General features: G+C 62.8%; 28 protein-coding genes. 17 read left to right on the forward strand and 11 right to left on the reverse strand.

The window, feature by feature from the left end; translation table 11 throughout:
- Together LMTR3_RS38910 and LMTR3_RS14915 are read left to right on the forward strand one after the other, a co-directional pair.
- A partial coding sequence (locus LMTR3_RS38910; protein WP_210184702.1) for a hypothetical protein occupies window positions 1-184 on the forward strand: 184 nt, incomplete at its 5' end.
- A 32-nt stretch (window positions 185-216) separates the two neighbouring features.
- The gene (locus LMTR3_RS14915; RefSeq protein WP_065745847.1) at window positions 217-444 is read left to right on the forward strand and encodes a hypothetical protein; all 228 of its coding nucleotides are present in this window, start codon (window positions 217-219) and stop codon (window positions 442-444) included.
- Between the two features lie 90 nt (window positions 445-534).
- Here the strand turns inward: LMTR3_RS14915 and LMTR3_RS14920 are convergent, their stop codons facing one another.
- The 3 genes from LMTR3_RS14920 to LMTR3_RS14930 all read right to left on the reverse strand — a co-directional run bounded on the left by LMTR3_RS14920 (window position 535) and on the right by LMTR3_RS14930 (window position 3022).
- On the reverse strand, window positions 535-882 hold the full coding sequence (locus LMTR3_RS14920) for a hypothetical protein (RefSeq protein ID WP_065745848.1): 348 nt from the start codon (window positions 880-882) through the stop codon (window positions 535-537).
- A gap of 192 nt (window positions 883-1074) precedes the next feature.
- Window positions 1075-2247 carry a cytochrome P450 gene (locus LMTR3_RS14925; protein ID WP_065745849.1) on the reverse strand — a complete coding sequence of 391 codons (1173 nt, stop codon included), beginning with the start codon at window positions 2245-2247 and terminating at the stop codon, window positions 1075-1077.
- 7 nt (window positions 2248-2254) lie between these two features.
- Entirely contained in the window at window positions 2255-3022 is a 768-nt protein-coding gene (locus tag LMTR3_RS14930) for an SDR family NAD(P)-dependent oxidoreductase (protein ID WP_065745850.1), read from the reverse strand.
- 156 nt (window positions 3023-3178) lie between these two features.
- Between LMTR3_RS14930 and LMTR3_RS14935 the strand changes: the two genes are divergently transcribed.
- Window positions 3179-3727 carry a DUF2380 domain-containing protein gene (locus LMTR3_RS14935; protein WP_065745851.1) on the forward strand — a complete coding sequence of 183 codons (549 nt, stop codon included), beginning with the start codon at window positions 3179-3181 and terminating at the stop codon, window positions 3725-3727.
- A 51-nt stretch (window positions 3728-3778) separates the two neighbouring features.
- Here the strand turns inward: LMTR3_RS14935 and LMTR3_RS14940 are convergent, their stop codons facing one another.
- Window positions 3779-4168 (reverse strand): RidA family protein, encoded by a 390-nt coding sequence (locus LMTR3_RS14940; protein WP_065745852.1) that lies wholly within the window; start codon window positions 4166-4168, stop codon window positions 3779-3781.
- Window positions 4169-4543: 375 nt separating this feature from the next.
- Between LMTR3_RS14940 and LMTR3_RS14945 the strand changes: the two genes are divergently transcribed.
- Both LMTR3_RS14945 and LMTR3_RS14950 read left to right on the forward strand, forming a co-directional pair.
- Window positions 4544-4984: a hypothetical protein gene (locus tag LMTR3_RS14945; RefSeq protein WP_065745853.1), complete on the forward strand. Its 441-nt coding sequence runs from the start codon at window positions 4544-4546 to the stop codon at window positions 4982-4984.
- A gap of 115 nt (window positions 4985-5099) precedes the next feature.
- Window positions 5100-5645: an HD domain-containing protein gene (locus tag LMTR3_RS14950; protein ID WP_065745854.1), complete on the forward strand. Its 546-nt coding sequence runs from the start codon at window positions 5100-5102 to the stop codon at window positions 5643-5645.
- A gap of 3 nt (window positions 5646-5648) precedes the next feature.
- Here the strand turns inward: LMTR3_RS14950 and LMTR3_RS14955 are convergent, their stop codons facing one another.
- On the reverse strand, window positions 5649-6152 hold the full coding sequence (locus LMTR3_RS14955) for a DUF1993 domain-containing protein (protein WP_065745855.1): 504 nt from the start codon (window positions 6150-6152) through the stop codon (window positions 5649-5651).
- A 192-nt stretch (window positions 6153-6344) separates the two neighbouring features.
- Window positions 6345-7688, reverse strand: coding sequence for a lytic murein transglycosylase (locus LMTR3_RS14960; RefSeq protein ID WP_065745856.1), 1344 nt, complete (start codon window positions 7686-7688; stop codon window positions 6345-6347).
- Window positions 7689-7984: 296 nt separating this feature from the next.
- Here LMTR3_RS14960 and LMTR3_RS14965 point away from each other — a divergent pair, with 296 nt between their 5' ends.
- The 5 genes from LMTR3_RS14965 (at window position 7985) to LMTR3_RS14985 (ending at window position 12719) form a co-directional block, all read left to right on the forward strand.
- Window positions 7985-8857: an FAD binding domain-containing protein gene (locus LMTR3_RS14965; protein WP_065745857.1), complete on the forward strand. Its 873-nt coding sequence runs from the start codon at window positions 7985-7987 to the stop codon at window positions 8855-8857.
- A 16-nt stretch (window positions 8858-8873) separates the two neighbouring features.
- The gene (locus LMTR3_RS14970) at window positions 8874-9365 is read left to right on the forward strand and encodes a (2Fe-2S)-binding protein (protein ID WP_065745858.1); all 492 of its coding nucleotides are present in this window, start codon (window positions 8874-8876) and stop codon (window positions 9363-9365) included.
- 18 nt (window positions 9366-9383) lie between these two features.
- On the forward strand, window positions 9384-11657 hold the full coding sequence (locus LMTR3_RS14975) for a xanthine dehydrogenase family protein molybdopterin-binding subunit (RefSeq protein ID WP_065745859.1): 2274 nt from the start codon (window positions 9384-9386) through the stop codon (window positions 11655-11657).
- A 158-nt stretch (window positions 11658-11815) separates the two neighbouring features.
- Entirely contained in the window at window positions 11816-12037 is a 222-nt protein-coding gene (locus tag LMTR3_RS14980) for a YrhB domain-containing protein (RefSeq protein WP_245319893.1), read from the forward strand.
- 109 nt (window positions 12038-12146) lie between these two features.
- Window positions 12147-12719, forward strand: coding sequence for a DinB family protein (locus LMTR3_RS14985; protein ID WP_065745860.1), 573 nt, complete (start codon window positions 12147-12149; stop codon window positions 12717-12719).
- Window positions 12720-12839: 120 nt separating this feature from the next.
- Here LMTR3_RS14985 and LMTR3_RS14990 read toward each other — a convergent pair whose 3' ends face one another.
- A complete protein-coding gene (locus LMTR3_RS14990) occupies window positions 12840-13040 on the reverse strand; it encodes a hypothetical protein (protein WP_065745861.1) in 201 nt (66 codons plus the stop codon).
- Between the two features lie 95 nt (window positions 13041-13135).
- Here LMTR3_RS14990 and LMTR3_RS14995 point away from each other — a divergent pair, with 95 nt between their 5' ends.
- A complete protein-coding gene (locus LMTR3_RS14995) occupies window positions 13136-13549 on the forward strand; it encodes a VOC family protein (RefSeq protein WP_065745862.1) in 414 nt (137 codons plus the stop codon).
- A gap of 62 nt (window positions 13550-13611) precedes the next feature.
- Here the strand turns inward: LMTR3_RS14995 and LMTR3_RS15000 are convergent, their stop codons facing one another.
- The gene (locus LMTR3_RS15000) at window positions 13612-13887 is read right to left on the reverse strand and encodes a hypothetical protein (RefSeq protein WP_065745863.1); all 276 of its coding nucleotides are present in this window, start codon (window positions 13885-13887) and stop codon (window positions 13612-13614) included.
- Between the two features lie 239 nt (window positions 13888-14126).
- Between LMTR3_RS15000 and LMTR3_RS15005 the strand changes: the two genes are divergently transcribed.
- Window positions 14127-14474 (forward strand): c-type cytochrome, encoded by a 348-nt coding sequence (locus LMTR3_RS15005; protein WP_065745864.1) that lies wholly within the window; start codon window positions 14127-14129, stop codon window positions 14472-14474.
- A gap of 62 nt (window positions 14475-14536) precedes the next feature.
- On the opposite strand, the gene LMTR3_RS15010 is transcribed toward LMTR3_RS15005, so the two are convergent.
- Complete coding sequence (locus LMTR3_RS15010) at window positions 14537-14785, reverse strand: hypothetical protein (protein WP_245319891.1); 249 nt, start codon at window positions 14783-14785, stop codon at window positions 14537-14539.
- 1218 nt (window positions 14786-16003) lie between these two features.
- Complete coding sequence (locus tag LMTR3_RS15015) at window positions 16004-17449, reverse strand: helix-turn-helix domain-containing protein (protein WP_065745865.1); 1446 nt, start codon at window positions 17447-17449, stop codon at window positions 16004-16006.
- Between the two features lie 210 nt (window positions 17450-17659).
- Here LMTR3_RS15015 and LMTR3_RS15020 point away from each other — a divergent pair, with 210 nt between their 5' ends.
- The 3 genes from LMTR3_RS15020 to LMTR3_RS15030 all read left to right on the forward strand — a co-directional run bounded on the left by LMTR3_RS15020 (window position 17660) and on the right by LMTR3_RS15030 (window position 20393).
- Entirely contained in the window at window positions 17660-19297 is a 1638-nt protein-coding gene (locus tag LMTR3_RS15020; RefSeq protein WP_065745866.1) for an isocitrate lyase, read from the forward strand.
- A gap of 74 nt (window positions 19298-19371) precedes the next feature.
- Window positions 19372-19581: a DUF4170 domain-containing protein gene (locus LMTR3_RS15025; RefSeq protein ID WP_028347002.1), complete on the forward strand. Its 210-nt coding sequence runs from the start codon at window positions 19372-19374 to the stop codon at window positions 19579-19581.
- 257 nt (window positions 19582-19838) lie between these two features.
- Complete coding sequence (locus LMTR3_RS15030) at window positions 19839-20393, forward strand: hypothetical protein (RefSeq protein ID WP_065745867.1); 555 nt, start codon at window positions 19839-19841, stop codon at window positions 20391-20393.
- Here the strand turns inward: LMTR3_RS15030 and LMTR3_RS15035 are convergent.
- Entirely contained in the window at window positions 20390-21280 is an 891-nt protein-coding gene (locus LMTR3_RS15035) for a metallophosphoesterase family protein (protein ID WP_065745868.1), read from the reverse strand. The genes LMTR3_RS15030 and LMTR3_RS15035 overlap by 4 nt on opposite strands.
- 95 nt (window positions 21281-21375) lie before the next feature.
- Between LMTR3_RS15035 and LMTR3_RS15040 the strand changes: the two genes are divergently transcribed.
- Window positions 21376-21864: an NUDIX domain-containing protein gene (locus LMTR3_RS15040; RefSeq protein ID WP_065745869.1), complete on the forward strand. Its 489-nt coding sequence runs from the start codon at window positions 21376-21378 to the stop codon at window positions 21862-21864.
- Between the two features lie 69 nt (window positions 21865-21933).
- Window positions 21934-23085 carry a hypothetical protein gene (locus LMTR3_RS15045; protein ID WP_065745870.1) on the forward strand — a complete coding sequence of 384 codons (1152 nt, stop codon included), beginning with the start codon at window positions 21934-21936 and terminating at the stop codon, window positions 23083-23085.
- Window positions 23086-23127: the final 42 nt, after the last annotated feature.

Below are 23127 nucleotides of genomic sequence, written 5' to 3' on the forward strand. Positions count from 1 at the left end.
TTGCCAGCCGTGCGCCACGCCATCCTCGAACTCATCGCTCGACTACCGCCGCAGCGATGCCCGCATTGCCGAAAATGGATTTGCAACGAGCGGCGGCGTGAGTAAATCTGCCAAAGTAGTGCTAGCCACTTTCCCGGCGCTGCGTGATGCGCCTCACGGTGCGGCGGGGCCGTGGCAACCATGATGGCACGGGATGTCGGCCATGGGAGGGATGTCATGGATCAGGAAAAGCGGTTGAAGCTCGCCGCCGTCTTCTTCGCCATTTTCTGGATCGGCGGGATGCTGTGGTGGAGCGGCGAGTATCATCCCGCCTACGTCATCCTTCTTGCCGTTTGCGGCACTATCGGCGGCTACCTCTGGTACCTTGCCATGCGCTGGGTGTTTCGGCACATGCATCTGCTGCGGCCGAACGGCGATCGCGGCGCCGGCAGCGAGACGCGGTGACGCTTCCGCCGATTGCTGCCAGTTTCTGTAGAAGCTTCGAGCGTAGCGGCAGCTTCTTTTCTGGTGCGCCTTAGTGCAATGGTGCAGACATCACACCAGCCGAAGAGCCAACTGGCGTTCGGGACGGATGTGGCTTTGCACGAAGTCGGTCAAATGCTCCGGCACCGGCACACCATCTATATCGCAGCGCATCTGGATCTCAGCCGCGATGTCAGAAGAAACATCTTCGGACCAGTGTTCGAGCGTGTTGAACGCCACGATGCGGATAGGGCTGTTGTATTGGCCGGAAAATAGATCGCCGACGATGATTTCAAGGTCGGCCTTTTCGATCTCGGTTTCCCGGTAAACCGTCCCGTTGGAAAAGCTGTCTACGACAAGGTAGACGGTTTGATCCGCCCCGTAAGGCACCATACCGGGTGACCAGCCAGTGCTTGGCATGTGCGCGAATCCTGCAACTCACCGATTCAAGCGCCGGCGAGCCGAGCGGTTCCAGTTTTAGTGCTATTTTTCCCGAATATTCCATCATCGGCCCGTGCTATCGCCCGCAAGGGATGTCGCTCGCGCGCAAGCGCCCGGAGAGGTAGCGCCATGACCGGATTGGATGATCGGACGATTTGCAAACGCGCGCCTTCAGGCTGCTTCCCACTTCACCGGAAGATTGAGCAACCCCCGAAACGCCCAGCCGCCGATCCGCACCGGTTCGCGCTCGTCCAGCCGCAGGCCTTGCAGCCGCGCGAACAGGCTCGGCAGCGCGACGTCGGCCACCATCGCGCGCGAGGCGAACGCGCCGGCGCAATAATGCGGGCCGGCGCCGAAGGCGATGCTTTTTTGCGTATCGCGCGTGATGTCGAAACGGTCGGGGTCGTTGAAACAGGCCTCGTCGCGGTTAGCCGAGCCGAACATGAAGAACACGCGGTCCTCCGGTTCGAAGTCGATGCCGTGATACGTCCACGGTTTTGCGACCCGGCGCGGCGACATCTGGATCGGCGCGATCCAGCGCGCATATTCCTCGAACACGTCGATCCATTTTGCTTTTCCCTCGCGCACCAGCGCGAGCTGATCGGGATGCGTCAGCAAGGCCCAGGTCGCGCCTGATATCGCATCGCGCGGCTCGTTCTGTCCGCCGGAGATTGCGAGCTTGATGTTGGCGCGGATGCTTTCCATGTTCTGGCCTGAAGCCAGCAGCACGCTCAGGATCGAGGTGTTGGGGTGTTTCTTCACCACCGGAATCATGTCGTCGATCGCAGCGTCGATGCCGGCGGTCGCGGCATGGCAGCGCGCCTCGACCTCCTTGTTGCCGGTGTAATTGGCGATGCCATCGATCATCGCCTGCGACCACGCGTCCATGTCCTGGTAGCGCATGTTGGTCAGCCCGGTGACGTCTTTTAAGCATTCGGCCGACAGCGGCAGCGCGAACGCCTTGCAGAGATCGGCGGAGCCTTGCGGCACGAGCTCATCGAGGATGCGGTCGGCATGGGCCTGAAACTGCCGGATCCAGGTGTCGCGCACGGTGCGCGGCGACACCGCGGGAAACATCGCCTGCCGCTCCGTCATGTGCGCTTCGCCGTCCTTGCGCATCATGTTGTGGCCCATCAGCACGTTCATCAGCCCGTTCGGCTGATGCGAGGAGAACACGTCGATGCGCTTCTCCTGGGTGAAGATGTCATCGCGCCGGGTGAACACGGTCGAGCCGAGCTGCGGCACGAACGCGATCGGCACCTCTTTTCGCATCTTCGCCAGCGCGGGGTAGGGATCGGCCCAGAAGGCGGGGACGTCGATGTCGAAATGCGGGGCGTTGGACATGATGACCTCAGACCGCCCGATAGCCGCCGTCGACCATCACGATCGATCCGGAGACGTAAGCTGACAGATCGGATGCCAGGAAGACCGCGGGGCCGACGATGTCCTCTGCGGTGCCGGGCCGGCCCAGCGGGGTGTGATCCATGAAGGTCTTCACCAGCTCTGGATTGTTGGCGCGGGCATTGGCGTTCAGTGGCGTTGCGATGAAGCCGGGGCCGATTGCATTGACGCGGACGCCTTCCTTGCCGAGTTCGGCGGCGAGCGCCTTGGTGAAGCCGAGCACGCCGTGCTTGGAGGCGGTGTAGGCCGGCGAGCTCGGCGTGCGCACATGCACGAAGGACTGGATCGAGCCGATGTTGACGATGCGCCCCTTGCTCGCGCGCAACGGTTCGAGAAAGGCATGCGTCACGTTGAAGACGCCGGTGAGGTTGATCGCGATAATGTCTTCCCAGTCGCTGATCACGGCCTCTGCCGCGCCCAGCATGCCGTTGCGGCGGACGATGCCGGCATTGTTGACGAGGATCGAGACCTGGCCGACCTTGTCGGCGACCTGCTTTGCCATCGCGACGCAGTCCTCGCGTTTGCTGACGTCGAGCGCAAAGCTGTCCGCATTGCCGCCGGTGTCGCGGACTTCCCTTGCCGTTTCTGCTACCGCGTTCTCGTCCCTGTCGAGCAGCACGACCCGCGCGCCCTCCCGTGCATAGCCGCTCGCAATCGCGCGCCCGATACCGGAACCTGCGCCGGTGATGACGGCGATGTGATTTTGGAGAAGTGGCATGGCGCGTTTCCTCTTGCTTGGTTTTGCCAGAGGATAGCAAGCGCGCCCGCTTGTACAAGATGGTTGGCGGCGACTACGTTAGGAATTGTAGGGTGGGCAAAGGCGCACTTGCGCCGTGCCCACCATCGAACATTCCGCTCGTGAAGGAGGCGAGGCATGACGCAAACGGCAACCGGATGGCGCGCCTCACGCCGGCGCAATGGCGCCAGTGCCGTGCTGACGATGCTCTGCGCGCTAGCCGCATTGTCGTTTCCATCGAGCGGATCGCCGGCCGCCGCGCCGATCGCGGTCGCGGTAGCGGATTTCGATTATTTCGATACCTCCGGCGAAGTCGTGGACCAGAGTGCGGAGCATCGCGCCCGCGTCGCGTCGTTTGCCGCGTTGCTGCGCGACAATCTCGCGGCGCAGGGCGATTATCGCGTGGTGCCGATCGAATGTCCCGATCATCCGTGTACGGCGACCAGCATGTCGCAGGACGTCTTCATCGCCGCCGCGCGCAAGGCCGGCGCACGGCTCGTGGTCTATGGCGGCATCCGCAAGATGAGCACCTTGGTGCAATGGGGCGAAATCCAGTTGCTCGATCTCGAAGCCGAGAAACTGTTGATGCGGCGAACCGTGACGTTTCGCGGCGACAACGATGCCGCTTATCGCCATGCCGCCGATTTCGTCGGCAATACGCTGAAGGAAACCATGCCGAAGCCGTGAGGTCCCACCGACGATCGCGAGATTGGCGGATTACGCTGTCGCTAATCCGCCCTACGTCTTAGCGAGTGAGGCAACAGCTTCGATCTCGATCAGCATCTTCGGATCGGGCAGTGCCTGCACCACGCAGGTGGTACGGGCGGGGTAGGGCGCCGGCCCGAACGCCGACGCATACAGCACGTTCATCGTGGCGACGTCGGATGCGCGCGTCAGCAGCACGTTGACCTTGACCAGATCGCGAAACGTCGCGCCGGCTTCGTCGAGCACGCGCTTGATATTGGCGACGACGAAGCCGAACTGCGCCTCGAAACCATCCGCCAGCGCGCCCTTGTCGTCAAAACCCGGAATGCCCGAGATGAACAGCAGGTCGCCGGTGCGCGTGGCAAAGGATAGCGGCGGGGCCTTGACGCCGGCGGGCGGCGCAAAATGCTGGATCGGGGACATGGGACACCTCGTGGATGGCTCGGTGCCTTGAAGCCTAGCGCGCCGCTGCCCCGCTGGAAAGGCAGCGGCGCACGCGCTTCACGACCCGCCGATTGGTTTGAAGGTCCCGTCCGTCACGGAAATTCGCTGGATACGATAGCGGCATACGATGGCTGTGAAAGTAATGCAGTTCACAGGCCGGCATTTTTGTTCGTGCAATCGTGATGAAATTGTGTCGGGCGCACGGCGCGGGTCGGCACAGAGTGCGTCGCGCGGGGGCCTGAATATGCTTTGCCCCTTGCGCCGATCGGCTACAATCCGATAGTTGCGACTCAATCTGCAGCGCAAAGCCCGCCCGACACTTTTCCGATTTGAAGCCCTCCGGAGATACGATCCATGAACATGCCATCCGCCGTTCGCGCCACCGTGCTTGCGTTTGCGGCCTTCGCCGGCGTCACGCTGTCGTCCGCCGCGCATGCCGACGAAGGTTTCGTGCAGCTCACGATCTACAAGGCGGGATGGATCATCGGCGGGTCCGGCGGCAGCGGCGTTCTGAATTTTCACGGGCGACGCTATCCGCTGTCGACCGGCGGCCTCGACTACGGCCTGGTGTTCGGTGGATCGAAGACCGTGCTGCGCGGCCGCGTCAGCAACATCTGGCGCCCCTCCGATGTCGCGGGCGTCTACGGCGCAGCCGGCGCGGGCCTGGCGGTCGGCCGCGGCGCACGCGCGATCGTGCTCACCAACCAGAAGGGCGCGGTGCTGGAATTGACCGGGCACCAGGTCGGGTTGATGGCGAACGCCGATCTCAGTGGGTTAGCGATCACGATGCGGTAGGACTTGTAGGGTGGGCAAAGGCGCGCAAGCGCCGTGCCCACCATCGAGCATCTCGCGCGAAACGGTGGGCACGCTTCGCTTTGCCCACCCTACGGCAGAGACGCGGAGCCTTGCGATGAACCGCGAAGACTTGATCACCGCCTACACGGCGCCGGGCCGCCACTACCACAACCTCTCGCACATCGAAGACTGTCTCGCTGCGCTCGCGCGCGTCGGCAATCTTTCGGAGCGCGAGCGCGAAATCCTGACCGAGGCGATCTGGTGGCACGATGTCGTTTATGACCCGACCCGCTCGGACAATGAAGAGCTCAGCGCGCGGCTGGCCGAGCAGCACGTCCGCGAGAATATCGGAGCGGAAGTAGCCCGCCTGATCCGCCTGACCAAGACACACGACGTCCAGCCCGATGATCGCCTGGGCGCCATCTTGATCTCGATCGACCTCAGCATTCTCGGCGCGGAGCCCGCGCGCTACGACGCCGACGCCGCCGCGATCCGGCAGGAGTTCATCCACGTGCCGGACGCCGACTATCGCGCCGGCCGCGCCAGGGTGCTCGGCCAGTTCGCCGCCCGTCCGGTGATCTTTCCCGATCCGGCCTTTGCCGCAAGATATGACGGCCAGGCCCGCGAAAACCTCGCGCGCGAGCTGGCCGCCTTGCGCTGACGATTACCTCACCCCGAGAAAATCCCGCTTGCCGATTTCCACGCCGTTGTGGCGCAAAATGCCGTGCGCGGTTGCGGCGTGGAAGTAAAAATTCGGGAAGGCGAAATTGACGAGATATTGCTGGCCGTTCATCGTCATGGTGTTGCTGGGGCCGATCGGGAAGGTCACTTCGCGCGTCTCGCCGCCCTCGAACTGCGCCGGCTTGAATGCCTTCACATAATCGGTCGTTTTCGCGATCCGCTGCTGCAATTCCTCAAAGCTCTTTTCGGTGTCGGGTATGGACGGCACTTCGCTGCCAGTGAGGCGCGCGCAGGTCTTCGCGGCAAAATCGCAGGCCGTCTGCACCTGGCGTGTCAGCGGATACATGTCCGGGTAAAGCCTGGCATTGAGCAGCACCTCCGGCTGAATGTTCTTTGCCGTGCAATGCGCTTCCGCCTTGGCGAGCAGACCGGAAAGGCTGCCGAGAATCTGCAGGAAGGCCGGCACGGTTAGGTCGTGGAAAGACATGCGATGCTCTTTTCGTGATGTGGAATGGTGCCTCGGGAGGATGAGGTGTTGCTCGAGATGGGAGGCGCGCGGGGAAATACAACCACTTTGAGCCGACAGGCCGCGGCGTACTGGATTGCCCGCCGGAGCCTGTCATCGGGCGCGCATTCGCGCGACCCGGTGGCGGGGAATGACGACTGGCGTTGTTGTCAACTACCGCGCTGCCGGCATCAGCAGGCCGGCAGGCTGCGCCTGGACGCCGGGCCCGCGCATCCGCGCCAGGAGCTCCGCCGTCGGCCAGGAATCCGCCGGCAGGCCGTATTTGATCTGCATCGCCTTCACCGCCGTGCGGCTCAACTGTCCCATCACGCCGTCGACCTTGCCGACATTGTAGCCAGCGCGCACCAGGAGCTGCTGCAGCTCCTTCAGCTCGTTGAGCGGCAATTGTGCGACCGGCGCCGATGGCTGCCGCATCGGCGGGGCGCCGGCGATGCGGCTGGCGAGATAGGCGGCGGTGGTCGAATAGATCAGCGAGTTGTTCCACTCGGTATAGGCGGCGAAATTCGCGTACGCCAGAAACGCCGGTCCAGTACGGCCCATTGGCAAGAGCAGCGAGGCCGGCAGGTCGTCGTTCGGCAGCGGCCGGCCGTCGGGATAGGTGACGCCGAGCTGCGCGAATTTTGCGCGCGGCAGTTTTGTCGTGAGGTCAGCCTGCTCCCACGGAAAATTTTGCGGCGCGCGCACTTCCTGCAGCCACGGCTCGCCGCGCCGCCATTTCAATCCATTGGCGATATAGTTCGCGGTCGAGCCGATCACATCGGACGCGCTACGCAACAGGTTGCGGTGGCCGTCGCCGTCATAGTCCACCGCGTAGTTGAAATAGTGCGTCGCCAGGAACTGCGTCTGCCCGAGTTCGCCGGCCCATGCGCCGATCATCTCGCTTGCCGTGAGATCGCCGCGGTCGATGATCTTCAGCGCGGCGATGGTTTCCTTGCTGAACATCTCGGAGCGGCGGCAGTCATAGGCCAGCGACACCAGCGAGCGCAGCGTATGCAGATTGCCTAACTCGGCGCCAAAACTGCTCTCCAGCCCCCAGAACGCGGCGATCACGGCGGGCGGCACGCCGTATTCCTTCTCGGCGCGGTTGAACGCGGCTGCATGCATCCGGATTCGCGCCTGCGCATTTTTTGCCGCGCCATCGGACGCCCTGTTCCGCGCGAACTCGGTGAACACCTGGCCGAACACGCGCTGGCCGCGGTCGCGGTTGACGATGCCCTGGTCGTAGACGAGGTAGGGCGCCGCCTCGGCCAACGTGCGCTGCGACACGCCCTCTGCGGCGGCCTGTTGTTTGAGGTCGGCGAGGAAGCGATCGAACGACAGGCCATTGTGGCAGGCCGCGCCGCGGGGTGCGCGCGGAGCGGCGGCCGGCGGCTGCTGACCGGGTGCGGGTGCAACTCTCGGTGCGGGACGAACTGGGGCGGGGGCCGGTTGGGCGATGGCGAGAGATGAAAGAAACAGGGACGCCGTGGCAGCAACGAGGGATCTGTGAAGCAGCATCAATGTCACCGGCGAGAAGGATTGTAGGGTGGGCAAAGCGAAGCGTGCCCACCATTTCAAATCCGGCCAGTTCAATCAATATGGTGGGCACGGCGCAAGTGCGCCTTTGCCTACCCTACGGCGTCGGAGCAATCCGCTGCGCAAGCCCCGTCACGCGCATAGGAGCCTGCCGTAACAACCTGATCTCGCAGGCTGTTCCAACCGCTTTTCCCCGTGTAGGCTTGGCATCTGCCCGACTTTTGAAGGTGAGCCGACAATCACCGGGGCGGGCGGAACGAGGGAGATGGCGGAAGACCATGACGGAACTCCGATATTTGGCGCCCGATACGCTTGACGAAGCGGTCGGTGCATTTGCGAAAGCGGGCAGCGCCGCGCGCATCCTGGCCGGCGGCACCGATCTTCTGGTGCAGATGCGATCGGGCGTGCTCAAGCCCGGCGTGATCGTCGACATCAAGAGAATCCCCGAGCTGACGGCAATCGAACAGACCGCCGATGGCGGCTTTCGCATCGGCGCCGCCGTTTCGGGCATGGCGCTCGCGGAACACGAGACGTTCGGCAAGGTCTGGCCCGGCGTGCTCGAAGCCGTGAACCTGATCGGTTCCAAGCAGGTGCAGGGCCGCGCCTCCGCTGGCGGCAATCTCTGCAACGGCTCGCCCGCCGGCGACAGCGTGCCCGCGATGGTCGCGGCCGGCGCCATCGTCACCGTGCAGGGCCCGAACGGCCGCCGCGAGATGAAGGTGGAGGACGTCCCTGCCGGGCCCGGCCGCACCAACTTGAAGCCCGGCGAGATCCTCGTCAGCTTCACGCTGCCGCCGCGCCCACCCGGATCGAGCGATGCTTACTTGCGCATGATCCCGCGCACCGAAATGGACATCGCCGTGGTCGGCTGCGGTGTCAGCCTCACCATGAAGGACGGCACCGTCACTGCCGCCCGCGTCGGCTTGGGCGCGGTGGCGCCGACCGTGCTGCTGGTGGAAGACGCCGCAAAGGCGCTGATCGGCTCAAAGCTCGATGACGCCGCGCTGGCGAAGGCAGCCAGCGCCTGCTCCGCCGCCTGCCGCCCGATCGACGACAAGCGCGGCACCATCGCCTATCGCATCAAGGTGGCCGGCGTGCTGCTCAAGCGCACCGCCGCGATCGCCGCCCAACGCGCGACCCAAAAGAATTGAGATCGGAAAATAATTCATGGCCAAAGTTCACGTCACCACATCAATCAACGGCGAGCCGATGGAATTTCTGTGCGAGCCGTCAGACACCATGCTCGACGCGCTACGCGGACCGCTGGCCTTGACCGGCTCCAAGGAAGGCTGCGCCTCAGGCGATTGCGGCGCCTGCTCGATCACGATCGACGATCGGCTGGTCTGCTCGTGCCTGATGCTCGCGGTCGAATCCGAGGGCCACGAGATCAGGACCATCGAGGGTCTGGCGCAGGGCGAGAAACTGCATCCGCTGCAGCAAAAATTTCTCGAAATGGCCGCGCTTCAGTGCGGCATCTGCACATCGGGCATGCTGGTCGCCTCCGACGCGCTACTGCGGAAAAATCCGGACCCGACCGAGGAAGAAGTCCGCTTCTGGCTCGCCGGCAATCTCTGCCGGTGCACCGGCTACGACAAGATCGTCCGCGCGGTGATGGAAACCGCCCAGGAACTTCAAAATCAAGAAATGCGCGCGCATTGATTTTCGGGAGACAGCCCCATGAACCTCGTCACCAACAACAAATGGATCGGCCAGCGCACCATCAGGCCTGACGGCATGGACAAGGTCACCGGCCGCGCCCAGTTCGCCGCCGACACCACCATGCCCGGCATGATCTGGGGCAAGGTCTTGCGCAGCCCGCATCCGCATGCGCGCATCCGATCGATCGATACCTCGAAGGCAGAGAAGCTGCCGGGTGTGAAGGCCGTCGTCACCTCGAAGGACATCGTCGATTTCCCGATCGAGAAGGGCGCGGTGATGCTCGGCATCCAGGACATGCGCTGGATGTGCCGCAACGTGATGGCGCGCGACAAGGCGCTGTTCCCCGGCCACCCCGTCGCGGCCGTCGCCGCGACCACGGAAGCGATCGCCGAGGAAGCCTGCAAGCTGATCGAGGTCGATTACGAGGTGTTGCCGTGGTCGATCGAGATCGACGACGCGCTCAAGCCCGACGCGCCGATCCTGCACGAGTTCAACAAGTTCGACGGCAAGCCGTCCAACATCGTCGGCCGCCTCGAGCACAAGAAGGGCGACATCGAGCAAGGCTTCAAGCAGGCCGACATCGTGATCGAGCGCACCTTCACCACGCGCCCGGTGCACCAGGGCTATATCGAGCCGCATGCCTGCCTGATCTCGGTTGCGCCAGACGGCAAGACCACGATCTGGAGCTCCAGCCAGGGCCAGTTCATGGTGCGCGCGATGACGGCCTATCTCACCGGCATCCCGCAGAGCGATATCCGCGCCATCCCCGCCGAGATCGGCGGCGGTTTCGGCGGCAAGACCATCGTCTATCTCGAACCGCTCGCGACGCTGCTTGCGAAAAAATCCGGTCGCCCGGTGAAGATGGTGATGACGCGCGAGGAAGTGATGCGCGCGACCGGCCCCACCTCAGGTTCGAAGAGCACGGTGAAGGTCGGCGCGACGAAGGACGGCAGGATCGTCGCCGCGCACGGCACCTTCTATCTGCAGGCCGGCGCTTTCCCGGGCTCGCCGATCCGCGGCGCCGCGGGCTGCAGCTTCACGCCCTACGACATTCCGAACCTGCTCTCGGAAGGCTACGACGTCTGCTCCAACCGCTCCAAGGTCGCAGCCTATCGCGCGCCGGGCGCGCCGATTGGCGCCTATGCGGTCGAATGCGTGCTCGACGAAGTCGCGGAAGCCCTGAAGATGGACCCGCTCGACTTCCGCCTGAAGAACGCCGCGAGGGAAGGAACCAAGGCCGCGCACGGTCCGGTCTTCCCGCGCATCGGCTATGTTGAGACCGTGGAAGCGGCCAAAAGCTCGCCGCACTATGCCGCGCCGCTCGGCGACGGAAACGGCAAGCTGAGGGGCAGGGGCACAGCGTCCGGCTTCTGGTTCAACGCAGGCGGCGAATCTTCCGCGCAAGTCAACATCACGGAAGACGGCAACGTCGTCGTCACGACAGGGCACCCTGACATTGGCGGCTCGCGCGCCGGCATCGCCAACATCTGCGCCGAGCTGCTCGGCATCGACTACCGCCGCGTCTCCGTCATCATCGGCGATACGCAGACGGTCGGTTTCTCCAACCTCACCGGCGGCAGCCGCGTGCTGTTTGCATCGTCCATGGTGGTGACGCAGTCGACGGAAAAGATCATCCAGACGCTGCGCGAGCGCGCGGCAAAGATCTGGGAGATCGATCCCGAAGCGGTGAAGTGGGAGAACGGCGCGGCGCATCCGGCGAGCCCGAACGCCGGCCAGTTCGAGCCGCTGACGCTGGAAGAGCTCGCCGAGAAGGCGCCCGCGATGGGCGGACCCATTGGAGCCGGCGTGCAGCTCAACACCCAAGGTGCGGACGGCGGTTTCGGCACGCATGTCTGCGACGTCGAGGTCGACGTCGATCTCGGCATCGCACGCGTGATCCGCTACACCGCCGTGCAGGATGTCGGCCGCGCCATCCACCCCGGCTATGTCGAGGGCCAACTCCAGGGCGGCGTCGCGCAAGGCATCGGCTGGGCGCTGAACGAGGAGTACATCTACACCAAGGAAGGCAAGGTCGATAACCCCGGCTTCCTCGACTACCGCATGCCGGTCTGCTCGGACCTGCCGATGATCGACTGCATCATGGTCGAAATTCCGAACCCGAAACACCCGCAAGGCGTCAAGGGCGTCGGCGAAGTGCCGCTGGTGCCGGTGATGGCGGCGGTGGCGAACGCCATCTACGACGCGCTGGGAAAACGTTTCTACGCGCTGCCGATGTCGCCGCCGAAAGTGGTGGAGATGCTGGAGGCACCGACGCGGCAGGCGGCGGAGTAGGGACTTGTAGGGTGGGTTAGCCGAAGGCGTAACCTACCGTTCTTGCCGCAACGACGGCGGATTACGCTTCGCTAATCCGCCCTACGAGTTGGCCGACGTAATGGGACAAGCAAGTGGCGATCTCGTTTGATCAAGCAAGGGATCTGGCTGAAAGAACTGTGCGGGGCCTTGCTGACGCGAGCAACGACGAGTTCGATATAGTTCGTAATGAGGCAATCGACGAAGGATGGCTCTTCTTTTATGACAGCAAGGAGTTCGCAGAGACTGGCAACTATTCTTCCCGTCTCGCTGGCAATGGTCCGATATTTGTCGATCGGAGCGGAGCCGTGAAAGCACTCCGCAGCGCCATCCCTTGGCAGGTAGCAATCAGAGGCTCGTAGGGCAGGGCACAGCGTGCGTAGCCCGGATGAGCGAAGCGATATCCGGGATCTTCATTATCGTTCCCCGCATATCGCTGCGCTCATGCGGGCTACTGGCCGGGCAACACAAATGAACGACGTGCTTCCCTACCGCGCCATGGCCCACAACAACGCTTGGGCAAACCACCGGCTGCTCACCGCCTGTGCACGGCTGTCGCAGGATGAGTTCACCGCCAAACGAACCAGCTTCTTTCCGAGCCTGCGCGCCACGCTTAACCACATCCTGATCATCGACCACTTCTACGTCGATGCGATGGAAGGCGGTACGCTCGGCCCAGCCGCCTGGGCGGATCAGGAGCCTTGTGCAACCGTCGCCGCGTTGAAGGAAGCGCAGGCCGCAGTCGATCAACGTTTGCTCAAGGTCGTCGAAGCGCTCGACAGCGCAGGATTGCAGCGCATCGTCTCGGTTCATCGCGGCACCTCCATCCAGCGCGAGCGGATGGACCGCCTGCTCCTGCATCTGTTCCAGCATCAGGTGCACCATCGCGGCCAGGCCCACGCCATGCTCAGCGGCACGTCAGTGAGCCCGCCGCAGCTCGACGAGTTCTTCTCGGCGGGTGAAGCGCCGTTGCGGGCTGCGGAGTTCGCGGAGTTGGGTTGGAGCGAGGAGAGGATTTGGGGCAATCCAGATGCCAAGGCTTGAACAGGCTTAGCCCGGATGAGCGACTTGTCCGCCGTGGCTCGAAGAGCGTAGGCGGAAGCGACATCCAGGGTCGGTGGTCCCGCATATCGCTGCGCTCATGCGGGCTACCCGGTGTGGTCTTCACTTGAAGATCAGCCAGCCCAGCGGGATCAGGATGCAGAGCGTCAAGGTGATCCCGAGCATAAGTCGCCCAAACTTCTCCAACGGTGAGATCTGCGACGGGTCACGATGCGGCTGGCGATCCAGCCAGCGGCGGAAGACGGATAGCGGCCAACCAAATATCAGGCCGAAGAGACGTAGAGCACCTTCAAGAGAGTCCACGGCGGTTCACCCAGTTTCCAAGCGGTTGGCCAACCATATTTTATGGGACATTAATATCGAGACAAGGCCAACCGGGGGCACATGGAGATGCAGTCGTGAATGATCAGAATCCCCCTCCCAACTCACCCTTCCGATCCATCCGCGCCGTCAACTACACCGCCATCTTCGTGCGCGACATGGCGGCGATGCGTCGCTTCTATGAGGGCGTCCTTCGCTTTCCGCTGACGCGCGAGTTGTCAGCAGGATGGATCGAATACCAGATCGGCGGCAACACGCTCGCGTTGGCGCGGCCGGGCCGGACGGCGCAGGATGCGCCTATGCCGGCGGGGAGCGCTTCGCTGCAGCTCGCGTTCAAGGTTGCCGCTGATGACGTCGATCGCTGCGCCGACGAGCTGGTGCGGCACGGCGTCGATCTGCTTGAGCCGCCGACCAACCAGCCCTTTGGCCATCGCACACTGTTCTTCAGGGATCCCGATGGAAACCTGCTGGAGGTATATGCGGAGATTTGAGACGGAATTCCTCCGTCATGGCCGGGTATAGCCGTCCGAAGGACGGCGTCACTGCCGCTCGCTCAATTCAGCGTCAGCCACACCAGATTGCAGTCCTTGTGGCAAGTATTGCAGTGCGCCGGCTGATTGAAGGTGTTGGCGAGCTGCCATTCCTGCGCTTCGTTGCTCCATTGCGCCGTGGCGTGGCAGATGATGTCGTCGGAACCGCAGGCGTCGCAGACCGGCGTGGAACGGGCGGCGCGGTTCACTACCTTGCGCTCGATCGGCTGCGGCCGCTCCGGCGCAAGCCGGTCCTGGACGATTTCGAACGGGTTCATCAGCTTGACGCGTCGCAACATCGGGTCTGTATCCATTCTCGCGAGTCTTGATTCGCTCCTTTCAAAACTAGCGAATCGGCTCGGCCGTTCCATCGCAAAATTGCGCAATACCCAAGATTTAACTTTGTCATTTCCGAGTCCAGCCGGGGGCCGAAAAAGGCTGCGCGCGTTGACGTATCGCAAGATGTTCCGGGGCGAGGCGCGTACACTTCGAGGCGCATACACTTCAAATGAAATTCTGGAAGACCCGAGCCATACCGATGCCTGGCCTCACATCGCGAAAATTATGGGTATTGGCGGCCCTCGCGCTACCGTTGCTTGGCGCCGGCGGCGCCGCGCAGGCGCTCGACGCCGAACAGCAGCGCGCCAAGACGATGCTGGAAGATCTGTGCGCACGGTGTCACGCCGTCGGCAAGACGGGCAAGAGTCCGAACCCGCTAGCGCCGCCGTTTCGCACCTTCGGCGAAAAGCTCTACGACACCGACATGGTGCAGCGGCTGCAGGACGGGCTGACCACCATTCATCGGGAGATGCCGACGTTTCGCTTCAACCGGCACGAGGCCGCCGCCGCGGTGAACTACCTCAGGTCCATTCAGCGCAGCAGATGAGACTTGTGCGTCCGCCGACGCGAAACGGCCCGGCAGTGACGCCGGGCCGCACTATTAACGGACTAATACTTCTTCTTGGTCGTAGCCGATCCGGTCGTCTGCTTACCCGGCGCGCTTTCGGAACGGCCCTTCGCGGTCTTCTTCTGGTGACCGGGAGCATATTCCGACGCACCGGGCGCGGTCGATTTCGTGCTCTTCTGCATCTTCTGTCCCGGGGCGTACTCGGAGGAACCCGGAGACTTCGTGCCCTGCGCGAATGCCGAGGTCGCGAGCAGCACGGCGGTCGAAACCGTAATCAATATCTTCAGCATTGGTCTCTCCTGTTGCAGGTGACCAGCAACGCTTTCGCATGTGGCGGTGTTCCGCTTTTTCCCGCTGGCGCGGCGGTGATGTAATGCTGATGAACAGGCCTTCATCTTTCTCGCCGAATCTCGGCTGTTGCGCAAAACAAAAAGTTCTTCAATCCTTTCAAGCTGATTTGCCTCGTCCAGTCGTGCGCGAAAAAAGAATCTGCTTCGCGCGCGACGCAAATCAGTCCTACAACTCGCGCTATCCCGGCCCGCAAGAGGGGCGTTGGCCATCGTCACGAACGTTGGGCCGGGCTGCGGTGGACGCGAAAGCGCCGGACGCGTGATCGGAATCGCAGGGCGGGTTTCCCGTGAGCGATGCCAGCGCGCCAGACGAACGGCGTTTCCTTCGCCTTCGCTCAAGAGCTCGACGGGCGGGTACCAGGCCCGGCGAATCCTCTAGCGAAGGCGGGTCGCGTACGGCAAAACCGTGTGGTCCTGGCACCCGTGGCTGGTGTCAAGCCGGCGGAGGTTTGCAAAGCTCAACCGGGCGATGCGAACCGCCAATTCGCCGGTGACGGAGGCAAGAGGAATTCGTCTCCGGGGAGAGCTCGGCATAAGCCGTCAAACCATTCGCGCAGGGAAGGTCGGTTGTTTCGGCTGATACCTGTATGCTCGTGTGCGTTTCTTTGCGCATCCTTGCACACGAGACCGCGGGTGCCAGCCAGCACCCGGCCTTCCCTGCGCCCTCTGTTTTTCTGAGGAGGGACACAAGATGCAAACCTCGGGCGCAACTGCGTCGCGAGATCGCGAAATCATATCCACGTCATTGCGAGCGTAGCGAAGCAATCCATCGCACCACGCAAAAGAAGAGAATGGATTGCTTCGCTGCGCTCGCAATGACGGGCCGCCAAATGTCCCCGTCGTCCCTGCGAACGCACTAGCGCATCTACACATCTTTCGAGCCGAAAAACTGACTCGCGATCAAGGACTTAGTTGTTAACCTACGACCGAATTTCGTTCGTCTAGCCGAGCGATGATGCGTGATTTCTCGGCATTCTCACCGTAACTCTTTGAGAAGACTCCAGAAGATGTGTAGATGCCCTAGTGCGAACGCAGGGACCCATAACCACAGGGAGTAGTATTTGGCGCGCTGGTCGTTGCATCGTTTTTCAACAAACTATGGCCGCGGCGTATGGGTCCCTGCGTTCGCAGGGACGACGGGATGAGAGAGTGGGGCCCTCACAACTCACGCGCATTCGAAAATGCAAACGAAGACACCCGCCGCGTGTTCTCGTCAAGGATCAGCGTCCGCGTGATCGGCGGCTCGGCGCGCTGGCTGCAGTTTTCGCGTTCGCAAAGCCGGCAGTTGACGCCGATCGGCGTGCCCTCGGCCTTTTCCAGATCCATCCCCGCGGCGTAGACCAGTTTCGATGCGTGGCGGATTTCGCAACCCAGGCCAATCGCAAAGCGCGGCTGCGGCTGCGGGTGCGGGGCGATCGGCCGGCGCACCATCTGCGCGATGGAAAAATAACGCGTGCCGTCGGGCAGTTCGATCACCTGCTTGAGCAGGCGGTCCGGCGTGTCGAAGGTCGAATGCACGTTCCACAGCGGACAGGTGCCGCCGAATTTCGAGAACGGAAACGTGCCGGAGGAAAACCGCTTGGAGACATTGCCGGCATTGTCGACGCGCAACAGGAAGAACGGCACGCCGCGCGCGTTCGGCCGCTGCAACGTGGTGAGGCGGTGGCACACCTGCTCGAAGCCGGCGTTGAAGCGCTGCGCCAGCACGTGCACGTCGTAGTTCAGGTTTTCCGCCGCGCTGTGGAACGGCTGATAAGGCATCATGACGGCGGCGGCGAAGTAGTTCGCCAGCGTAATCCGGTAGAGCCGCCGCGGCGTGTCGTCGAGCGGGCCGGCGCGGTTGACGATGGCGTCGATGGATGCGCCGCATTCGGCGAGGCCGATCTGCAGCGCGAGCTGGAAGGCGCGGCCCGAGCCGTCGACCAGTTCGGAGATCAGAAGCTGGCGCCGATGGCGGTCGAACCGGCGCAGCGTCTCGCGCATGACGTCGACCGGCATGATGCGGGTGACGATCGAATGCTTTTCGCGCAGCCGGGCCGAAAGCGCGGCAAACAGCTCCTCGGCGGAGGCGTGGAGTTCATCGCGCAGATTTTCCGCGGCCTGTTCGAGCTCGGGAAAATAATTGCGATTGGCTTCGATCAGGTCGCGCACGCGCTCGATCGGGTTGGCCTCGAAGCGGGCGCCCTCGTCGCGGTCGGCCATTTGGGCAGCGACCAGCGTCTCGCCGCGGCGGGCCTCGGTGTAGGCGGCGTAGAGGCGCTGCAGCGAATGGGTCACGCCCGGGCAGAGTTCGGCGAGGTCGCGCAGTTCCTGTTTCGGCAGGTCGATCTGGCGGAACAGCGGATCGGAGAAGATTTCGTTCAGCTCGGCAAAGAAGCGGTCCTCGTCGGCGGTGGCGAGATCGCGCAGGTCCAGGTCATAGGTTTCGGCCAGCCGCAACAGGATCTGCGCCGTCACCGGTCGCTGGTTCCGCTCGATCAGGTTGACGTAGCTCGGCGAGATCCCAAGCCCCTCGGCGATCTGGGTCTGCGACAGTCCAAGCTGCTGCCGGATCCGCCGGAAACGGGGGCCGACGAACAGCTTCTTTCCGGATTCAGTGGCCATGGCAGGTCCTGATTGTGACAAAATTTACAAAATTACATTTATGACAAGTATGGATGTTACATGACATCACCAATAAAGATCAAGCACCCTGTACGAAATAGGGATTCTGGCGTTTAGCTCTCAGTACGTTTCGCAATGCACTGTCAAGAATGTCGATAGGACGTGGCGAAGACAAACGCTGCAGGTCGTCGGCACCGAAAGGATACGCACATGAACTATCAGCCACGTGGGATCAGTGACCGGACTATCCAGGGACCGGCTTCCTATCTGAGCGAGATTAAAGCTGCTGAAGCGCTCCTTGAGAGCCAGCCGACCTGGAATGGCGTCACCGCCGAAGCCGTCGCGCGCATGCGTCTGCAGAACCGCTTCAAGACCGGCCTGGACGTCGCTCGGTACACCGCGGCGCTGATGCGCAGCGATATGGCTGCCTATGACGCCGATCCCACCAAGTACACTCAGTCGCTCGGTTGCTGGCATGGCTTCATCGCGCAGCAGAAGCTGATTTCGGTCAAGAAGCATTTCGGCACGACCGATCGCCGCTATTTGTATCTCTCCGGCTGGATGATCGCCGCGCTTCGCTCCGAGTTCGGACCGCTTCCCGATCAGTCGATGCACGAGAAGACCTCGGTGCCGGCCTTGATCGAAGAGCTCTACACCTTCCTCCGTCAGGCGGATTCCCGTGAGCTCAACGATATCTTCCGCGCGCTCGACGCCGCCCGCAAGGAAGGCGACAAGGCGAAGGAAAAGGCGCTGATCGAAAAGATCGACAACTTCCAGACCCATGTCGTGCCCGTCATCGCCGACATCGACGCCGGCTTCGGCAATGCCGAGGCAACCTACCTGCTTGCCAAGAAGATGATCGAGGCGGGTGCGTGCGCCCTGCAGATCGAGAATCAGGTCTCCGACGAAAAGCAGTGCGGCCACCAGGACGGCAAGGTGACCGTGCCGCACGAGGTGTTCCTGGCGAAGATCCGGGCCTGCCGCCATGCCTTCCTCGAACTGGGCGTCGAAGACGGCATCATCGTGACCCGCACCGACTCGCTGGGTGCCGGTCTCACGCAGCAGATCGCTGTGAGCCACAAGCCCGGCGACCTCGGCGATCAGTACAACAGCTTCCTGGATTGCGAGGAAGTGACAGCCGCCACGGCCCGGAATGGCGATGTCATCATCAACCGCAACGGCAAGATGATGCGCCCGAAGCGGCTTGCCAGCAACCTCTATCAGTTCCGTGCCGGCACCGGCGAGGATCGCTGCGTGCTCGACTGCATCACCTCGCTGCAGAACGGTGCCGACCTGCTGTGGATCGAGACCGAGAAGCCGCATATCGAGCAGATCGCCAAGATGGTTGACCGCATTCGCGAGGTGATTCCGAACGCGAAGCTGGCCTACAACAACTCGCCGTCGTTCAACTGGACGCTCAACTTCCGTTGGCAGGTGTACGACGCGATGAAGGAAGCCGGCAAGGATGTCAGCAAGTACAATCGGGCCGACCTGATGAAGCCGGAATACGACGATACGCCGCTGGCCATTGAAGCCGACGAGCGCATCCGCACCTTCCAGGCCGATTCAGCAAAGCGTGCTGGCATCTTCCACCATCTGATCACGTTGCCGACCTATCACACGGCAGCTCTGTCGACTGATAATCTCGCGAAGGATTATTTCGGCGAGCAGGGCATGCTGGGCTATGTGAAGAATGTTCAGCGCCAGGAGATCCGCCAGGGTATCGCCTGCGCCAAGCATCAGAACATGGCCGGCTCCGATATCGGCGACGATCACAAGGAATATTTCGCCGGTGAAGCCGCTCTGAAGGCGGGCGGCGTCCACAATACGATGAACCAGTTCGGCTAACGGTGGAATTGATCAGTCTGGGGTCTGGCCGGATTCCAGACTGATCACGCTACTCGGACAACAGGAGACTGAAAATGACCAAAGGCAGCAATTTCTGGGTGATCGGCGGCGAGTTCGGTTCGATGAACTTCCACAAGCTCGTCGAAGGCTCGGCCCAGGTCAGAGGCCCGTTCAAGACCCGCAAGGAAGCCGAAGAGTGCTGGAAGGAGGTCTCTGAAGAGAGCCGCCATAAAGCCGGCGTACGCTTCTCGATCGTCGAAGAGCCCTCGCGCGTCTCGGCCTGACCGGCTGCTGCCGACTTAATCAGAAGAAACGTCCAAGGACAGGCGGCCCCATCCGGCAATCGGCTGGGGCCGTTTGCGGTTCAGGGGCAGCCTTTCTTCACCCTCTCCCGCTTGCGGGGGAGGGCCGGGGTGGGGGTATCGCCGCGCACTCGAAAGCCAGTGGATCGCTAACCCATTGCAACTAAACAGCCTTTGCGCGCAACATAGTTACTGCTAGGTTAATCCTGCCAACCCCTGCAGGATAAAGGCGGCTACCGATGTCAAACGCGCAAAACACCGGCAACGAGGCTCGAGACATGCGACCGACCCGGCTGCGCGACGCGCTTCGCCAGGCCCGCATCGAGGCCGCCGATCGGACCGGCGTCGTGGTCGAACTGCGCGATGCCGAGGTCGCGCGGCTCGAGATCCTGAACGAGGCGCTCGATCCGCTGTTTGCAGAGGTGCCGGAGCAGATCGATCTGTTCGATCGCGGTGTCAGCCAGGGCGAGACGCCGCGGCTGTGGATCGACGTGGTCGCGCATATCGTGATGGGACGCGACAAGCGCATCTACCGCTTCGTGCAGGATACGCGCTTCGGCCGCATCGTGCTTGCCGAGTCGCATGATGTGCCCGTCATGGTCGATGCCGTCACCGGCTATGTCGCCCGCCGCATGATCGAGCGCGAGCATGCGATGGTGGCAATGCCCGTGGCCGAGCCTGTTGCGGAAAAGAAACCGCGCCGCCGCGGCCTGGGCATGTTCATGCTCGGCTTCGTGCTGGGCGCGGTGGCGCTGTTCGCCGTCGCGCTCTATGCAAGCCTGAAAAATTTCTAAAGCAGCGTCGCCTGCTTGATCTGCTTGACTCGGAAGTCGGCATCGACGGCGCGCACGGTCTGCACGCAGCGCCATTTGCCGCCGTCGCGCGTGATCGAGAACAGGTTGTAGGCAGCGGCCGGATAATGCCGGTGCGCCAGCGCCGATGCCGAGGGCACGCCAACCGCGGGGATCTGGTGGCCGGCGCCTTCAAGCCACATCGTCGAATGGATGTGGTCATGGCCGTGCAGGACCAGTTCCGCGCCGCGCCGCTTCAGCACGGCGCGCAGCGCCTTCGAGTCGGTCAGCCGCTTCATCCGCGAACTCGATTGCAGGGGGTGATGGACCAGCAGCACCCGGAACGCCTCGTCCGGCGGCAACTGGGCAAGCTGGCGGTCGAGCGCATCGAGCTGCGCGCGGCCGAGCCGGCCGGTTGCCATCAATGGCAGCGTCGGCACCGCCGAGGAGACCCCGATCAGCACCAGCGGACCGCGCCGGCGCACGAACGGAAAAAACGCTCCGTCCGCCGCGGCATCGCCGCGCAGATATTGCTCGAACGCGCCGGTGAAATGATGCCGCGTCGCCCGCACATAGGCGTCGTGATTGCCGGGAACGACGGTCACCTGTTGCGGTGTGCCGACGCTTTCGAGCCACGCCTGGGCCGGGATGAATTCCGCCTCCAGCGCCAGGTTGACGAGATCGCCGGTCACCGCGATGTGGTCCGGCCGCTGCGCCTGCATATCGGCAACCAGTGCGTCCAGCACCTCGCGGCGGTGATATTTATGGCGGTTGCGGGTCCAATTGAAATAGCCGAGCGCACGTTTGCCCGCGAGATCGCGCAGCCGCGCAGCGGGCAGCGGCGGCAGATGCGGGTCCGACAGATGCGCCAGCGTGAAGATGTCGGTCATTCGCGCTCCGCCGCATTCTCTGTGATATAGAGCCGTCGCACCATCATGTCGGCGATATAAGGATCAAACGTGATAACTGTCCATCCGAGGTTTGCGTGACGGCGCTCCAGCACTTGCGAAAACGTTTCGAACCGCAGTTGCGGCGCGTATTTCACCTCTATTGGCGGATGGCCCGTGGCATGACGCTCGGGGTTCGCGGCGTCGTGCTCGACGGCGACGACAAGGTGTTCCTGGTCAGGCACAGCTATGTCGCGGGCTGGCACCTGCCGGGCGGCGGGGTCGAGGTCGGCGAAACCTTTCTCGAAGCCTTGCGCAGGGAGCTGGTGGAAGAGGGGCGGATCGAATTGACCGGAGAGCCGGTCCTGCACGGCCTGTTCTTCAACGGGCACGTTTCCCGCCGCGACCATGTCGCGGTCTATGTCGTCAGGCAGTTCCGGCAGGACCGCCTGCCGGAGCCCAACCACGAGATCGTCGAGTGCGGGTTCTATGCGGCAGGGGCGCTGCCGGCGGAGACGACCAGGGGCACGCGGCTCCGGATCGCCGAAGTGCTCGATGGCAAGGCGCGTATTGCGACCTGGCGCTGACGCGAGGCGCTCGGTTGCTTCGCGGCCCCGCAATGCCTAGAAGCGGGGAAACGGGGGCGGGGAATCGACATGGGGAGAATGGGAGTCCTAAAGCTGCTTTGCGCCATTGGCTTCCTGGTGGTGCTGGCTAGCAACGTCTGGACCATTTCGAGCTGGAGCGAAAGCCGCGGGGTCTATGACGACATCTGCTATCTGCGGCAGGCGCATCTGTTCCAGAAATACGGCCTGGACGGGTTCAATACCGACATCACGCGCGACGACGATCGTTTCCTCTCCGGCAAGCTGAAGGAAATCAGCTTCCCAGACTGGAATGATCCGACGAAAATGCCTTGTCACGTGTGGAATGCGAAGACGAACAAACGCGCCCTGCAATACCCTCCGGGGACCGGATTTGCGTTGGCGTTGTTTCCGAGTGGGTTTCAGGTGGTACCGCTCTACATTTTGACGTCTGTCGTCGCCGTCGGCTTTTCGCTGATCGCCCTGACCTATGCGTCCACATTTTATCGACTCATGTTGGTTGCCGCGTTCGGTGATGCCGCCATCTATCTGATGATCAATCCGACGAAGGCAAGCTATTCGGTGGCGCCGACCATGATGGTCTGCGCGCTGGCGGGATTTTTGACTGCGAAGCTCTTCGCGGATGGGCCGCGGCAGCGGCTTTTTCTGCTCGCACTAATTGGCCTGCTACTCGGTATCTCCGTCAATCTCCGTCTGCCGAACCTGTTTCTGGCGGCCGGCTACTGTCTCTATCTTGGCGGCGCATTCCTGTGGACTAGAAGCAGGGAAATGTTCCTGCAGGGCGTCGCGTTCGGTGTCGCGCTTCTGATTGGAATGGCGCCGACGCTGATCGCCAACACGATCAATGCGGGAAGTCCGCTCTCGACGACCTATGGCAGCGTTGACGTCGTTCCGCCGGAGCTGAACCCGGGCATTCTCTGGCGATATTTCGTCGATGTTCAGTTTATCCTGCTGGGGATTGCGGCCGTCTGGACCGGCCTGCTATGGCGCTTTAATCGCGCAAGGGCCGGGCGGATTGCCGTTCTGGTCGGCATTAACCTCGCGGTAAATCTGATTTTCTTCATGACCCATCCGATATTTACGCCATATTATATCATTCCGATCGACATGCTCTCGCTCTGGACTCTGCTGTTCGCGACGCTCGATCTGCGCGGCGAACCGGCCGCCGACAGCGCGGCCTTTCCCCAACCGGCCAACGCCTGATTGCGATATAACGCGGTATGGACAGATTTAGCTCGATGAGCG

It is taken from the genome of Bradyrhizobium sp. LMTR 3, from assembly GCF_001693485.1.
Lineage (GTDB): Bacteria > Pseudomonadota > Alphaproteobacteria > Rhizobiales > Xanthobacteraceae > Bradyrhizobium.

Coding starts and splice junctions, on each gene's coding strand:
- LMTR3_RS14915 (WP_065745847.1), top strand. CDS start 217: ATGGATCAGGAAAAGCGGTTGAAGCTCGCCGCCGTCTTCTTCGCCATT.
- LMTR3_RS14920 (WP_065745848.1), bottom strand. CDS start 882: ATGCCAAGCACTGGCTGGTCACCCGGTATGGTGCCTTACGGGGCGGAT.
- LMTR3_RS14925 (WP_065745849.1), bottom strand. CDS start 2,247: ATGTCCAACGCCCCGCATTTCGACATCGACGTCCCCGCCTTCTGGGCC.
- LMTR3_RS14930 (WP_065745850.1), bottom strand. CDS start 3,022: ATGCCACTTCTCCAAAATCACATCGCCGTCATCACCGGCGCAGGTTCC.
- LMTR3_RS14935 (WP_065745851.1), top strand. CDS start 3,179: ATGACGCAAACGGCAACCGGATGGCGCGCCTCACGCCGGCGCAATGGC.
- LMTR3_RS14940 (WP_065745852.1), bottom strand. CDS start 4,168: ATGTCCCCGATCCAGCATTTTGCGCCGCCCGCCGGCGTCAAGGCCCCG.
- LMTR3_RS14945 (WP_065745853.1), top strand. CDS start 4,544: ATGAACATGCCATCCGCCGTTCGCGCCACCGTGCTTGCGTTTGCGGCC.
- LMTR3_RS14950 (WP_065745854.1), top strand. CDS start 5,100: ATGAACCGCGAAGACTTGATCACCGCCTACACGGCGCCGGGCCGCCAC.
- LMTR3_RS14955 (WP_065745855.1), bottom strand. CDS start 6,152: ATGTCTTTCCACGACCTAACCGTGCCGGCCTTCCTGCAGATTCTCGGC.
- LMTR3_RS14960 (WP_065745856.1), bottom strand. CDS start 7,688: ATGCTGCTTCACAGATCCCTCGTTGCTGCCACGGCGTCCCTGTTTCTT.
- LMTR3_RS14965 (WP_065745857.1), top strand. CDS start 7,985: ATGACGGAACTCCGATATTTGGCGCCCGATACGCTTGACGAAGCGGTC.
- LMTR3_RS14970 (WP_065745858.1), top strand. CDS start 8,874: ATGGCCAAAGTTCACGTCACCACATCAATCAACGGCGAGCCGATGGAA.
- LMTR3_RS14975 (WP_065745859.1), top strand. CDS start 9,384: ATGAACCTCGTCACCAACAACAAATGGATCGGCCAGCGCACCATCAGG.
- LMTR3_RS14985 (WP_065745860.1), top strand. CDS start 12,147: ATGAACGACGTGCTTCCCTACCGCGCCATGGCCCACAACAACGCTTGG.
- LMTR3_RS15000 (WP_065745863.1), bottom strand. CDS start 13,887: ATGTTGCGACGCGTCAAGCTGATGAACCCGTTCGAAATCGTCCAGGAC.
- LMTR3_RS15005 (WP_065745864.1), top strand. CDS start 14,127: ATGCCTGGCCTCACATCGCGAAAATTATGGGTATTGGCGGCCCTCGCG.
- LMTR3_RS15010 (WP_245319891.1), bottom strand. CDS start 14,785: ATGCTGAAGATATTGATTACGGTTTCGACCGCCGTGCTGCTCGCGACC.
- LMTR3_RS15015 (WP_065745865.1), bottom strand. CDS start 17,449: ATGGCCACTGAATCCGGAAAGAAGCTGTTCGTCGGCCCCCGTTTCCGG.
- LMTR3_RS15020 (WP_065745866.1), top strand. CDS start 17,660: ATGAACTATCAGCCACGTGGGATCAGTGACCGGACTATCCAGGGACCG.
- LMTR3_RS15025 (WP_028347002.1), top strand. CDS start 19,372: ATGACCAAAGGCAGCAATTTCTGGGTGATCGGCGGCGAGTTCGGTTCG.
- LMTR3_RS15030 (WP_065745867.1), top strand. CDS start 19,839: ATGTCAAACGCGCAAAACACCGGCAACGAGGCTCGAGACATGCGACCG.
- LMTR3_RS15035 (WP_065745868.1), bottom strand. CDS start 21,280: ATGACCGACATCTTCACGCTGGCGCATCTGTCGGACCCGCATCTGCCG.
- LMTR3_RS15045 (WP_065745870.1), top strand. CDS start 21,934: ATGGGGAGAATGGGAGTCCTAAAGCTGCTTTGCGCCATTGGCTTCCTG.